Here is a 12912-nt window from a genome sequence, read left to right as displayed (position 1 = left end):
GTACAATAAGGAAAATAGTTTGGAAAGGGTTGATTCTATGCGTGATGTGATTCCTTGTACAGCTTATTCGCTTTATGGGCCAGGAGAAAACATACAACGATCATAATCGGAATCAGCATCCAGAAAAACCCTCTGAATAAAGCAAACGGTGTTTCAAAAAGAAAGGCCTGCCAAAAAACCGCTCCGCTTTTCTCCCATAGCCCTGGTGTATAATACAATAATTTGGGGTTCAAAAAAGCATTCACATCAATCGAGTCTGTAGTCGTCAGTACAACGAACAGAGGGATTAAGGCAGTAGCCGTTGAGACCCATATTTCTGAAATTCTTTTATATCTTGCTGCTTTGGAATCAGTATCCGAGAAAATATCCTCGCTTCCGTGAGCGCCTGAATTTTTAAAATATTGAGCACCGGAGCTTTTCGTTCCGGCGATATGCTTCCAGCCGCTGTCTTCAAATAACGCACGGTAATCTTCAAAATCCGCTGTCTTCTTAAAGGTACGGTAATCCATTTTTATCGCTGCATGCTCGGGCTTGGCTGGTTGAAACTTATATCCGAATGATTTCCCTGTGAATAGATAGCCTTGCCTTGCCATCTCATTCAGCCACTCTTCTTCCTTATCAAAATTAATAAAAAACTTGAATTTTCTCATCACGATTTCCCTCATTTCTCATCTCAAGGTATGTTTCGTAACCTCAATCATGTGGTTCATTCTTTTAAAGTCGAGACGCAGTATTTCCTGTCCCAGCTCTGTGATCGCATAAACCTTGCGCCGGCTGTCCTCACTGGTAACGGGCTGTATAAATTTCAGCTTCAACAAGTTCTCAATAGCTCCGTAAAGCGTCCCCGCCGCCATTCTTACCTGTCCGCCGCTGAGCTCCTCCACCTTTTGCAAAATCAAATATCCATGAGCCGGTTCGATCAAGGACAGAAGAATATAATAAACGGTTTCCGTCAGCGGTAAATGTTTGTCTCTACTCATGGTTCCCCTCCTTTTACTCAACGCGACTGTATAGTTCAAATGTATAGCTATACTATATACAGTTCGGCTGTATATTGCAACCCCTTGAAACGCTCCATTTACTTTTTGGCAAGGTAGCGTTAAGTTATAAGAAAAACTTCTGATCGAAGCCTATTCGAGGAAGATACATCCGTGTTTTAAATGTAGCTTTTCTTGCAATATCAGAATGTTCAGCTCTGCTGAAAATTTTTAAATTCTGATATTATAATATAATCCGGGTCGTGCATACTAGATAATCGACCTTACCCTATGCTTGGAATCGACGCTTGCTGTATTTTCATACTAAGAGGTTTGGAAGGTGTTTAACTATGAATATATTAATTATCGAGGACGATCCCAGTATTCAAATGCTGCTCAAGCTCAGTCTTGAGGTTGAAGGCTTTCAAACGTCGGTGGCCGGATCGGCGGCAGCTGGCATGGACACATTGGCGGCTCAACACACGGATCTGATCCTGCTCGATCTGATGCTGCCGGATCGCTCCGGCTTTGAACTCCTCCAAACGCTCCAGCAGCACTACAAAACGATTCCCGTTATTGTACTCAGTGCCAAAAATGAGATGAACGATAAAATACTCGGCTTTCAGCTGGGAGCGGACGACTATTTAACAAAGCCCTTTGAAACGAGGGAGCTGATTGTACGCATCCGGGCGGTTATCCGGCGAATGAACACCACGAGCTCAACACCTGATACTATCCAGGTAGACAAGATCGAGATCGACAAGCGGGAGCGTTCTTTAAAGGTCGGCGGCACCCTCATCAAAACGACCAGCAAGGAGTTTGATTTTATGTGGCTGTTATGCAGCCATCCCAAAGCCGTATTTACGCGTGAGCAAATTCTTGATCAGGTATGGGGCTTTGAATTTTATGGACAGACACGCTCCGTCGATATGATGGTGAATCGGCTGCGGGAAAAGATGAAGCCCTATGACCATTTAGTCGCAACTGTACACGGTACCGGCTACAAGCTGGAGGTATAGGCCATGGGACTGCGAAATAAGCTGTTTCTCCAACATACCGTGACCATCATTATGCTGCTTACCGCCATGTATTTTATCGTAAATTATACAATTAGCAAAAGCATGATTGAACGCGATATCCGCACCTTGAGCCAATACAACACCCTGCACCGCATCGAAGCGTTAAAAATTGTCAATGATAAAAGAATCAGCATCGAGCAGCTGTTCTCCGGAACCTATGCGCCGCTTATTGCTTCACATCTGGCTGCCAACAGCAACTTTCAGGTTCAGCTGTTTGCTTTGGACGAGACGATCGTCGGCAATAGCGGCGACAAGGAAAATTTGCTTAAACGTGATGATATTGAGACCGCTTTGACAGGGCAAAAGGCTACCGTGATTACGGAATCCGAGGATACGCAGTATTTAATTTATTCGGCCCCGTTTATGTATGAGGGAAAAATAGTCGGCGGATTTCGGTACTTGCTTGATCTGAATCAGCATGTCCAAACGCTTGATGAAATGAGATATTGGTTTATTGGTGTAGCCTTGGGATGCCTGCTCTTATCATTACTGGCAAGCTACTCCTTCTTTTCTATCCTCATGAAGCCGCTGCATGATTTGAAGCAAGCGCTCAAGCTTGTATCTGTCGGTGATTTCAGCAAAAAAATTGTCGTGAACAGTCAGGATGAAGTCAGGGAGCTGGCTAAAGACTTTAACCACATGTCCGATTCCTTACAGCACCATATCGAAATGCTGCATTACGAGCAAAGTAAGCAGAAAACATTTTACGACAATATGACCCACGAATTGAAAACACCACTCACCTCCATCATCGGCTTCTCCGATTTGATCGCACACATGGATCAGAAGGACGATATCCGCAATTGCAATGTATACATCCGCAAGGAAAGCGGCCGTCTGCTGAACATGGTCGAGGAGCTGCTGCAAACCTCACTCAAAGGGGAAGAGGCATGGCGTGTGAAGCTGCAGTTCATGGATCTGGCTTCCGTAATCACCGACAGTCTGCGAATTCTGGAGCCAACTCTGCACAAGTCATCCATTACGACAACCCTGCATATATCGCCATGCGATGTGTATCTGGACCCGGAACGCACCCAGCAAGTGCTGTTTAATGTGATTGACAATGCGATTAAGCATAGCGAATGCACACATCTGGATATTTTGCTGGAGGATAATGAGGGACAAGGCTGTGTTCGCATTGTTGATAATGGCAAAGGAATTTCCGAGCAGGACAGGCTTACCTTATTTGTGCCGTCCGAGCATAAGCAGGACCGGATTATATCAGCTCAATCTCATGGACTCGGCTTGCCGTTATGCAAACAATTAATGGAGCTGCAGGGCGGCAATATCGTGATAAACAGCCGGACAGGTGTCGGGACTGAAGTACAGCTGCAATTTAATAAGGGACTTTTCTGGTGAAAGGTTGTTACAAAATTGATACAAACCTACAATTTTTTTGAGATAAAAGGAGCGTAAAGTAAATGCCAGAGGAAAAGAAAGGGCTTTCATGGTTTCGCCTCATCTTACTACAGGTTGTTGTTGGCTGCATATTGATAGCCGTGTGTGCCTATAGCTTTCGCATCCCTGTGGATGAAGTTCGCATCGTTCCGCCACAGCAGGATGACCGCGACAAGGTAGCCGGAGTTCCCATGCGCGTCAATATCACCTACCCAGGCCTTGGCACTATCTCGATTGATGACCCGAAGGAGCTTCTGAAATTATCCAATACCTTCTCAGGACTATTGACCACAGGCAAGCAGCAAAATCCAGCTAAATCTCCACGGCTGCTGCTTACAGGCTCAATGGCCTATCTGGATCAGGAGGACATTCCTTTTCAAGTCGAGACCAATGCCTTTCGTTTCGGTGATGAATCAGTCAATTCACTCAATGTGAGTGCCGAAATTCGCAAGCTGCAAAGTACGCTCATCGATAAAACGCTGACTTCAGATACTATTGGAGCCGCTATGGACGATGCCCGTAACGATGTGTTCTCTTTGCAGCAAGGTGAGCTTACCCTGCTAACAAGTGCGGAGCGGGGAGCGCTCACTGCCAAAATGCGATCGGCTATCCGCGTCATCGATTTCAGCCATTTTGATTACCTGGCAGAGCGGCCTGACGCCCACTTTGTTGTACGACTCACAGATGACTCCAAGTCCAAGCAGCATTGGCTACATCTGGACCGTTACAATAACGCTTACATTGTCGTATTCGATCTGTTGGATGAGACCAACCAAAGAGCCTATTTCAAATTGAACGACGCCTCATAACAATTTGAAGGGATGATGGATGGCATGGCTAGAAAGAAAAATAATACACCTGTCATAGTTTTATCAGTAATTGTAATTGTGCTTATAGCGGGGTTCTTTATGTACAAATCCGGCGTGTTTGGCGGCAAGGCCCAAGGCAAAGTAACCGTATATTCGATTTTCCAAGAGGAAGAAGCACGTAAAATCATGGATAAGTTTAAAGCGGATACTGGAATCGACTATGATATTTTACGTCTCCCAAGTGGTGAAGCGGTTTCAAGAGTACAAAATGAAATGGGTAAGCCGCAAGCTGACTTCCTGATGGGTGGTCCCGCAGATTCCCATGAGGTATTGAAAAAAGCTGGCGCATTGGAAAACTACATCTCTCCGAATGCTTCGGATATTCCAGATAACATGAAGGATAAAGAAGGCGCATGGACTGGATTTTATTTAAATCCAATTGCAATCGGCATTAATACCCAGCGTTGGAAAGATAAATACGGAACAGCCGCTTATCCGGAAACCTTTAAAGAACTGTTAGATCCTAAATTTAAAGGCGAAATCGGGATGTCCGATCCGGCTACCTCCGGTACTTCCTACACAGCTGTTGCTTCACTCGCTCAAGTATGGGGCAAGGATGAAATGCTGAAATACATGACTCAATTGCTGCCCAACCTGAAGGAAAGACCTAAATCCGGTATCGAACCGATTCAAAAGGCCGGTAAAGGCGAATATACCATCGGTATTACGTTCCTGGGCGACCAAATCAAAGTGAAAAATCAAGGCAATCCGATCATTAGCATCGTGCCGGAAGCAGCTGGTTATGAAGTAGGCGGATTAGCTATTGTCAAAAATGGCCCTAACACGGCAGCAGCCAAAAAGCTGATGGATTATATGTTAACTGCTGAACCAGGCAAAATTTACACAGAATCTGCCTATTCCGTCTCCGTGAAGCCGGGCGTTCCCGTTCCACCAGGCGGCGTCGATATCAAAACGACCAAATACAATAAATCGTACAGCCTATGGACGGCAGCCGAGCAAAGAAAAGTATTGCAGGATGCATTAAAGGATTTGAAATAAGTTGAACCATTGCGGCATAGCAGGACAGTCAATGTCTTGCTATGTCTCCATTGGAAGATTCAGAAAGGTGGTAGCTCTCCCCCTATGATGAAAGAAAAAAAAGGCATCGGGGAGTCGATCGGCCGGCTCGTCAGGGATCCCTCTTCACTCATGCTTGTATTGATCAGCTTTATCATTCTACTTTTATTTGTTGTCTATCCACTCGTGTTTGTCGTTTTTATTCCGAGTGGCGAAGACTGGATCACTTTTTTTAGCAAAGGCCGTTACGGCACAGCACTGATGAATACGGTGGTTAGCTCCTCGCTATCCGCAATTACGGCAACCATATTCGGTTTCATTTATGCTTATGCGATCAACTACAGCAACATCAAAGGTAAAAAGTTTTTCCGTTTTATTGCCTTCTTACCACTGCTGGCTCCTTCGGTCATGAGCGGTCTCGCTTTTCTGCTGTTGTTCGGCAGAGGCGGCATGGTGTCCCAATATTTGAAATTATGGTTTAATGTTGAGCTGGACTTATACGGGTTACCTGGACTATGGATTGTTCAAACCATCTCCTATTTCCCGCTTGCGTACATGACAATAACCGGCGTCCTGCGTTCGATTTCACCGAACCTGGAGGTTGCTGCACAAAACCTGGGCGCACGAGGCTTTAAGCTGTTCCGCTCGATTACCTTTAAGCTTGCGCTTCCGGGTGTTATCAACGCCTTCTTGCTTGTAGCCATTAACTGTTTTGCCGATTTTGGTAATCCGAAGCTGATTGGGGGCAACTATACCCTGCTGGCTGTTGAAATTTATGGTGAAATCATTAATAACCAACCTGGACTCGCTTCGGTTATGGGGATCATCCTGGTCATTCCTGCCCTGCTTGTTTTCGTTATTCAAAACAAACTGTTGTCCAAAGGCTCCTATTCGACCATTACAGGCAAACCTGTTTCCGGCCTGAATCGGGTGACCACCTCCAAAAAAACCGATATCATGCTCTTTTCATTTAATACGTTGATGTCCATTTTCATTATTGCGATGTTCGCCATTACGATTCTGTTCGCTTTCACGAAAAACTTTGGCCGAGACAATACGTTCACGCTCGATCATATGATGAAGGTTGTATTCAGTACTTCCAGTCCTGCGGTGCTTAACAGCTTGGTGCTCTCCTTAATCAGCTCCCTGCTTGCTGTAGCGTTTGGGCTCGTATTAGCTTATGTCGTAGTACGCAAGCCTTTCCCAGGCAAAAAATTGCTGGATTTCACGGCTGTGCTGCCTATCGCTTTACCAGGTACCTTCGTAGGACTCGCATTGATCGTAGCCTTCAGCTCCGGACCGATTATTTTGCAAGGCTCTGCTGTCTTAATTATCGTAGCGATGCTGCTCAAGCAGATGCCTGTTGGTTATCGTGGTCTCAGTGCTTCCTTCAAGCAGGTGGATAAATCCATTGAAGAAGCCTCGATGAATCTTGGCGCTGACAGCCGCAAAACACTAACAACAATCGTCTTTCCGATGCTGCAAAAAACAATCGTCGCGAATTTCGTTTATGCGTTTATGAAAAACATGAACACCTTAAGTACCATTGTCTTTTTAATTACACCTCAATGGGTCGTAGCAGCCGTATCCATTTTCAACTATGCAGAGACAGGCACCTATTATTGGGCTGCTGCAGTTGCTGTGGGACTGATGGGCGCAACATTGGGTACGCTTGGTATCATTAAATTGATTTTCCGTTCTAAAGTGAAGATATTTGATTTCTAGAGGCTGGGAGTGGGAATAATGGGTACAGAAATATTACTTGATCTCAAAAACGTGAATAAAGTGTTCGGCGTCAATCACGTTTTGAAAAATATTAACTTGCAGATTGAACGAGGCAAATTCATTACCTTCCTGGGTCCGAGCGGCTGCGGAAAAACAACCCTGCTGCGTTCGATTGCTGGCTTCTATACGGTCGATGAAGGAGAAATCTGGATCGATGGGAAGCTGATGAACGATTTGCCTCCTTATAAACGTGGAACTCCCATGGTATTCCAGGAATACGCGCTATTCCCTCATATGACCGTGTTTGATAATGTAGCTTACGGCTTGGATGTTCAAAAGCGCCCTGAGGGTGAAATCCAGGATCGGGTAAAATCCGCATTAGCCAAAGTGAAGCTGACCGGACTGGAGGAACGCTACCCGCATCAAATGTCCGGTGGACAGCAGCAGCGTGTTGCTATGGCCCGCGCACTTGTCATGGACTCTCCGATTATTTTGCTGGATGAGCCGCTCAGTAATTTGGACGCCAAGCTGCGTGAAGAGGTACGGGTCGAATTGAGAAATATTCAGCTTGATCTAGGCTTAACGGTCATCTATGTGACCCATGATCAGGTAGAAGCCTTATCGATGTCGGACCATATCGTTGTCTTTAATAAAGGGGCCATCGATCAGTACGGCACCCCTCATGAAATCTATTACAAGCCTCGCACCCAATATGTAGCCGATTTTATTGGAACGACTAACTTTGTCGATGCGGTCGTTCTACAACTCGAAGGTGATCAGGCGACTGTCAAATACGGCAAAAAAAATGATATCGTTACCGTTCAAACCAATGAGCAGCTTGCGGTTGGAGAGAATGTGCTATTAAGTGTCCGACCGGAGTCGATGCGTATCAACGGACCCGATGCAGGGGAATTTATTATGGATGGAGTCGTCGTCACCTATTCCATGTTTCTCGGTGAAAAGGAACGGTATTTCCTGGCTGGCGATGAAGGTAAAGAATGGATTGTCGATGTGTATGACATCGGTCAGACCTCTTATCAGGGAATCGTAAAAATACATGCCACAGCCAATAAAATTCATTTGATTAAAATCAGCAATTGAAATAGATTAAAATAAGTGAAATAAGAGCTAAGAAAGGAAAACAACCGTTTTCCTTTTTTGCCTATGTATGTGGAGGAGGCGGTTGGGATGTGGAAAAAAGGCATTGTGTTCTTGCTGCTGCTGGCAAGCGTGATCATGATCTATACGTTGTACTCGGGCAGCCCCAATAACCAGCCGCTCAAGGTTTATGTTATTTTTCAGGAGGATGAAGGCCGGATCCTGTTGGAAAAGTTCAAAAAGCAGACCGAGCAAGCGTACGAAATCATCCGCATGTCCAGCGGGGAAGCCAGCTATCATCTGTTGACCATGAACAAAAGCGGAATTGATGTCGTGCTGGGCGGACCTGCCGATCTCCACGAGCAATTAAGAAACAGCGGCAAATCCGTAAGCTACTTCTCCCCGAAAAGCGATAACATCCCGCTGCAGTATAAAAATAAAGAGGGCTATTGGACGGGCATGTATATGGGAGCGCTTGCGATCGGTGTGAATCAACAAATATGGCAGCGCGATCCGAAGCTGGCCTCCTTACCGCTGCCGCAGCGCTATGAGGATTTACTCCTGCCTGAGTTAAAGGGCAAAATCGAAATTCCAGACCCTGAAACCTCAGGCACCGGCTATACGCTGTTGGCCTCTCTGGCACAGGAGCGTGGAGAAGATGCGGCCATTCAATTGATGCAAGCTTTGAAGAAGCAAAGCTCATCGACCACATTCGCCGGAATTACTTCCGCCCAACGGCTTGCCGTAGGCGATGTCGCCGCAGTCGTATGCTTCCTGGGCGATCAGCTTCGCTTTACGAACTCAGGCTATGACATCCACTCCTTTATTCCGCCCCAGGCCGGTTGGGAGATCGGAGCTGTGTCCATCCTGAAAAGCGGGAACAACACCACAGCAGCCAAAAAGCTCGTCGATTTCGTCCTGTCCAAGGAAGCACAAACCGATTACATGAATGCAGCCTTCTCTCTCCCTGTACTTCCCGACATTCCAGTTCATCCTCTGCTCTCTCATGTGAAGCTGGAGAATTTGTTGGTTACGTATCGGTTTGATGTTGCCGCTCAGCGTCGTGAGCAGTTGTTGACGAGGTGGCGAGCTGTGAAGGAGTGAGGGTTGTGTGAATGGTGCTGTTAAGGGTTATTTGTAAAAAAAGAGAACCCAGCCAACGGGGCATGGGTTCGGGGATCTTGGTGTTTTTTTAGGTTAAGCTTAAAGGAAAACTACGGTGTAAAGTCTTGTGGCAAGGGTTTTAACATTGCTCAATCTCAGATATACCGAGAGCTCCAGACTCACACTGAGCTGGTCCATATTTACATACTTTTAAATATAAAACCAAATAGATACAAGTTAGACGAAATATGGGAAAAATCAATTTTTAATTGTTATCTGTAGTTTTGTTTTTAATGATTTTTCATCAATATATGAACCATTAGAATAATAAGCAGAAACACCAACAGTATAAATGCCAGGAGGCAAATTGCCTTTAATAAATTCTGGGTTTACGTTTGTATTATTATAAATAACAGCACTATAATATTGTTGTACTAAGGATACTGTCATATTCCCTTTAAATTCATCACCTTTTTTGAGTTCAGAAGTCTTAGAAATTAAATTACGTCCTAGCTCAAAACGCTTACCGTTATTATCTTCAATGTAAAAAGCTAGTATATTTTCTCTGTGTTCAAAAATTTGAGTGGTATCTCCTTTATATCGGAGTTCTGCCCAAATATTTAAAAACTGATTATTACTGTAGAATTCCTTTTCTGAGTGAAGAGAAAGATTGAAACTATCATCTTCCGTACTCGAATTGATTTCTGATTTAATGATTCGTTGAGTAGGATATTGAATTTCAATTGTTTTATTTGCATCATTAAAAGAAATATATGAACCTGTCTGTTCTGCAATAAAACGTGTTGGTACATAGGTATGTCCATCCATATTAAGTGTCATATAATCAGAAGGCAGTATTTTCTCAGTACCATTAAATAAATACGTTACCGGAAATAATATTGCTTTAATTTCATTTGAAGCATAAGATACAGTACAAACTGATAAAATCAGTCCTAAGGTCAAGCCGAGAACAAACTTTTTCATGTGTACCTCCTAAAGCGATTTTTTAGGGAACATAACTAAGTATACATTTTTGAACTAAAGAATGTATAGTTTATAAAAAAGCATTTTATACATAAATAATCCAAAAGGAATAGCCCTTGGCCATGCCTCTTGGATTAATATTTTTATAGACTATGGATTCAGTGCTGTGACGATTCGATTATGCAAATAATTTGTAACAGCAATGATCTTTGTAGCAGTTCCATAATCACCTAAGGCCCCGTGTAAAACTCCAAGTGCTTTAATATGGCCTGGTTGTGAAGTTTTCACAAAAACGAGTCCCCCGCTATCACCCATAGCTCCCGTTACAGTATAAAATACCTGATCTTTCAAATGTATATTATTATCATCAGTATATGTGCCGCCAATATTACTTACTGTACCACATATTGTTCCAGATGTTCTTCCAGAAAGGCACACAATCTGTCCATAGACTGGGAATAATTCTTCGTCATCTATGATATTGCCATCATAGTCCTTGTATGATTTATTACTAGATGAAATAGCAATTGCAGCTACATCGGCCCCCGAGTCGTTCCAGTACCCATTATATGCCCCAGAGGAATAAAGTGTACCAATACTGTCAGCTCCCTGTTTAACGGTAACAGGAGAAGCATTTTGTTGTGCACAATGACCTGCAGTAATATAAAAATAATTCCCACTAAAATCTTTTGCACTGAATGCTGCAGAACATATTCCCTGATCAATTGCTAGTCCACCAACTAGTGGCCGGGTACCAGGGAAGACTCTATCAAAGTTTTTACTAACTCTCTTTTCCAATTTAAAAGAAATATATTCCGAACCAAATAATGTATTTAGATATTCTTCAATTTTAGGATCTTTATCAGGCAAACCTATAATTATTTTATTTTCTTGTATTGATAACTCAGTAGATAAACCTGAAAGGTTCTTGTTTTTGTCTATATAATCCGTTATTTCATTTTGCTTTGTTACAAGTTGATCATAGCTGTTTTTAACACTAAAAAACCTAATTCTCTTGTTGTTATTTAACTTTATTTTGACGTCTTCAATAAATCTTTCCCTTTTAGTGGAATTAACTACGCCAATATTTAAAACCCCACCTTCTTTGTGATGATCGAAGTAAATGCCACCTAGTGTACCCTTATATTTTTCTAAGTAGTCTTTCATAAGAAGTGAGCCCTGATTAATCAAATCTTGTCGTTGGGTAATATCTTCATTTTCATCATCAGAAAGAGTAATTCCCCAATCTTGCTTTTTTGTACTACTTTTTAACGCGTTGTTACTTTCTAGGTTTGTAATATAGGAAGTATCAGTTGATAAACCTAATTCTTCCCTGAAAGCTTTTATTCGATCTAAACTCCCATCGGTTGATGTTTGTGATGGATCATTTGTTGCGGCAATAGCAAATGATGGTACTGCTAATGAAAGAGTCATTGTTGCAATTAATAAGTATCTATATAAGTTGAACTAAAATTGTTCAGGAAGTTGGTTGGTTTCCAAGCGAAGACATAGACGATCAATAATCGTCTGGGCATCGAGAGCGATGTTCTTCATAAATGCGGTAACTTTCTTACAGATCTCGGTAACAGAATGAAAAAACACATTGTTAATGACATCTGCCTTCAGCCATTTCCAAAGTCCTTCGACCAGGTTCAACTTCGGGCTATATGGCGGTAAGAAAACCAATTCAAGACGCTCTTTATGTTTCTCCAAAAAAGGTTGAAGCAACTTGGCATGATGAATCCGGGCATTATCCAGTACCATAACCATCCTTCCTTGCGGATACGCTTCAATTACACTTTGAAGGAAGGATAGGAACGTCACGGCATCATACTGTTCATCTTCTTTCCAAAGAATGTGGCCTGTAGCATAGTTCAGAACCGCTAATAGCTTAACACCACGATGTTTGCCTGTTGTTTGGATGACACGTTGCTTGCCTTTGAGAAACCACGTATGCTGAAGCGCTTGGTAATCGCGGATCATCGACTCATCTTCGAAGAGCAAGTGAGCGATTTCCTCGTCCATTAACCTTTTTTCAAAGTAGGAAAAGTTACTTCTGTGAAGGCTTGTTGCTTGACTTCATCCGCCGCAGCTAGCGTATAGGTGGGTTTGGTGTAGCTGAGCCCAAGTCGGTGCACCATTTTTGAAATGCCACGCAGTGAGTAGGTAGGACCGAATTCCCGCTGGATATATTCGCCAATGAGATAGAGGGTCCAACTATATTTGCTAAGAAAACCGACTTCATGGGGAACGGAAGATACGATGGTCTGCTTCAGTTGTTCTTGCTGTTCCTTCGTCAGTCGCTCAGGAGCTCCTGTTGAATAGTTCATTTGCAGTCCAACTACACCAGCCTCGCGATAGGCACGCAAATATTTATAGACCGTTCGTTCCGTTCTGCCGATAATCTCTGAAATCTCTAGCGTATTTTTACCTTTCAAATGCAAATAAATGGTTTGGTACCGCTCGAACATGCGCCGATCTTTTTCTTTTTTCATCAAGGATTCAATCTCAATATACGTTGGTCTCGTTTCCATCATTTCACCGTCACTTTTAGGTTGTAGTTCTTTATTCGACGATGTGGAAATGAATTCCTTTAGTTCAACTTATATAGTAAACTTTTTCAAAAATTTCATCTCCTCAAATTAAGTTATTTGTATAAAT

12 protein-coding genes are annotated in these 12912 nt (G+C 43.3%); 7 read left to right on the top strand and 5 right to left on the bottom strand.

Going from position 1 to position 12912, the window contains the following annotated elements; all coding sequences use genetic code 11:
• Nucleotides 1-35: 35 nt before the first annotated feature.
• Both NST47_RS06955 and NST47_RS06950 read right to left on the bottom strand, forming a co-directional pair.
• Entirely contained in the window at nucleotides 36-650 is a 615-nt protein-coding gene (locus NST47_RS06955; protein ID WP_341154473.1) for a DUF2812 domain-containing protein, read from the bottom strand.
• Between the two features lie 18 nt (nucleotides 651-668).
• Entirely contained in the window at nucleotides 669-980 is a 312-nt protein-coding gene (locus NST47_RS06950) for a PadR family transcriptional regulator (RefSeq protein WP_341154472.1), read from the bottom strand.
• A 347-nt stretch (nucleotides 981-1327) separates the two neighbouring features.
• Between NST47_RS06950 and NST47_RS06945 the strand changes: the two genes are divergently transcribed.
• The 7 genes from NST47_RS06945 (at nucleotide 1328) to NST47_RS06915 (ending at nucleotide 9267) form a co-directional block, all read left to right on the top strand.
• Nucleotides 1328-1996, top strand: a complete 669-nt coding sequence (locus NST47_RS06945) for a response regulator transcription factor (RefSeq protein ID WP_341154471.1) — start codon at nucleotides 1328-1330, stop codon at nucleotides 1994-1996.
• A gap of 3 nt (nucleotides 1997-1999) precedes the next feature.
• On the top strand, nucleotides 2000-3415 hold the full coding sequence (locus NST47_RS06940; protein WP_341154470.1) for a HAMP domain-containing sensor histidine kinase: 1416 nt from the start codon (nucleotides 2000-2002) through the stop codon (nucleotides 3413-3415).
• A 62-nt stretch (nucleotides 3416-3477) separates the two neighbouring features.
• Entirely contained in the window at nucleotides 3478-4263 is a 786-nt protein-coding gene (locus tag NST47_RS06935; protein WP_341154469.1) for a DUF3919 family protein, read from the top strand.
• A gap of 24 nt (nucleotides 4264-4287) precedes the next feature.
• Nucleotides 4288-5322, top strand: a complete 1035-nt coding sequence (locus tag NST47_RS06930) for an ABC transporter substrate-binding protein (protein ID WP_341154468.1) — start codon at nucleotides 4288-4290, stop codon at nucleotides 5320-5322.
• Nucleotides 5323-5409: 87 nt separating this feature from the next.
• On the top strand, nucleotides 5410-7065 hold the full coding sequence (locus NST47_RS06925; protein WP_341154467.1) for an ABC transporter permease: 1656 nt from the start codon (nucleotides 5410-5412) through the stop codon (nucleotides 7063-7065).
• A gap of 18 nt (nucleotides 7066-7083) precedes the next feature.
• The gene (locus NST47_RS06920; protein ID WP_341154466.1) at nucleotides 7084-8166 is read left to right on the top strand and encodes an ABC transporter ATP-binding protein; all 1083 of its coding nucleotides are present in this window, start codon (nucleotides 7084-7086) and stop codon (nucleotides 8164-8166) included.
• An 87-nt stretch (nucleotides 8167-8253) separates the two neighbouring features.
• A complete protein-coding gene (locus NST47_RS06915; protein WP_341154465.1) occupies nucleotides 8254-9267 on the top strand; it encodes an extracellular solute-binding protein in 1014 nt (337 codons plus the stop codon).
• A 258-nt stretch (nucleotides 9268-9525) separates the two neighbouring features.
• On the opposite strand, the gene NST47_RS06910 is transcribed toward NST47_RS06915, so the two are convergent.
• The 3 genes from NST47_RS06910 to NST47_RS06900 all read right to left on the bottom strand — a co-directional run bounded on the left by NST47_RS06910 (nucleotide 9526) and on the right by NST47_RS06900 (nucleotide 12785).
• Nucleotides 9526-10251, bottom strand: coding sequence for a stalk domain-containing protein (locus NST47_RS06910; protein WP_341154464.1), 726 nt, complete (start codon nucleotides 10249-10251; stop codon nucleotides 9526-9528).
• A 150-nt stretch (nucleotides 10252-10401) separates the two neighbouring features.
• The gene (locus tag NST47_RS06905) at nucleotides 10402-11685 is read right to left on the bottom strand and encodes a S1 family peptidase (RefSeq protein ID WP_341154463.1); all 1284 of its coding nucleotides are present in this window, start codon (nucleotides 11683-11685) and stop codon (nucleotides 10402-10404) included.
• A 33-nt stretch (nucleotides 11686-11718) separates the two neighbouring features.
• Nucleotides 11719-12785 (bottom strand): IS630 family transposase gene (locus tag NST47_RS06900; RefSeq protein WP_445667361.1). Its coding sequence is split into 2 segments (ribosomal slippage): nucleotides 11719-12279 and nucleotides 12282-12785, totalling 1065 coding nucleotides; the frame shifts between segments, so codons are not numbered across the junction.
• Nucleotides 12786-12912: the final 127 nt, after the last annotated feature.

The sequence above is a fragment of the Paenibacillus sp. FSL H8-0034 genome (genome assembly GCF_038000305.1).
GTDB lineage: Bacteria > Bacillota > Bacilli > Paenibacillales > NBRC-103111 > Paenibacillus_S.
This window is presented reverse-complemented; position numbering and strand designations above follow the sequence as displayed.

What these genes read in the sequence shown, in the direction of transcription:
- NST47_RS06930 (WP_341154468.1), top strand. Translation starts at nt 4,288, where the DNA reads ATGGCTAGAAAGAAAAATAATACACCTGTCATAGTTTTATCAGTAATT.
- NST47_RS06950 (WP_341154472.1), bottom strand. Translation starts at nt 980, where the DNA reads ATGAGTAGAGACAAACATTTACCGCTGACGGAAACCGTTTATTATATT.
- NST47_RS06955 (WP_341154473.1), bottom strand. Translation starts at nt 650, where the DNA reads ATGAGAAAATTCAAGTTTTTTATTAATTTTGATAAGGAAGAAGAGTGG.
- NST47_RS06945 (WP_341154471.1), top strand. Translation starts at nt 1,328, where the DNA reads ATGAATATATTAATTATCGAGGACGATCCCAGTATTCAAATGCTGCTC.
- NST47_RS06905 (WP_341154463.1), bottom strand. Translation starts at nt 11,685, where the DNA reads ATGACTCTTTCATTAGCAGTACCATCATTTGCTATTGCCGCAACAAAT.
- NST47_RS06935 (WP_341154469.1), top strand. Translation starts at nt 3,478, where the DNA reads ATGCCAGAGGAAAAGAAAGGGCTTTCATGGTTTCGCCTCATCTTACTA.
- NST47_RS06925 (WP_341154467.1), top strand. Translation starts at nt 5,410, where the DNA reads ATGAAAGAAAAAAAAGGCATCGGGGAGTCGATCGGCCGGCTCGTCAGG.
- NST47_RS06910 (WP_341154464.1), bottom strand. Translation starts at nt 10,251, where the DNA reads ATGAAAAAGTTTGTTCTCGGCTTGACCTTAGGACTGATTTTATCAGTT.
- NST47_RS06915 (WP_341154465.1), top strand. Translation starts at nt 8,254, where the DNA reads ATGTGGAAAAAAGGCATTGTGTTCTTGCTGCTGCTGGCAAGCGTGATC.
- NST47_RS06940 (WP_341154470.1), top strand. Translation starts at nt 2,000, where the DNA reads ATGGGACTGCGAAATAAGCTGTTTCTCCAACATACCGTGACCATCATT.
- NST47_RS06920 (WP_341154466.1), top strand. Translation starts at nt 7,084, where the DNA reads ATGGGTACAGAAATATTACTTGATCTCAAAAACGTGAATAAAGTGTTC.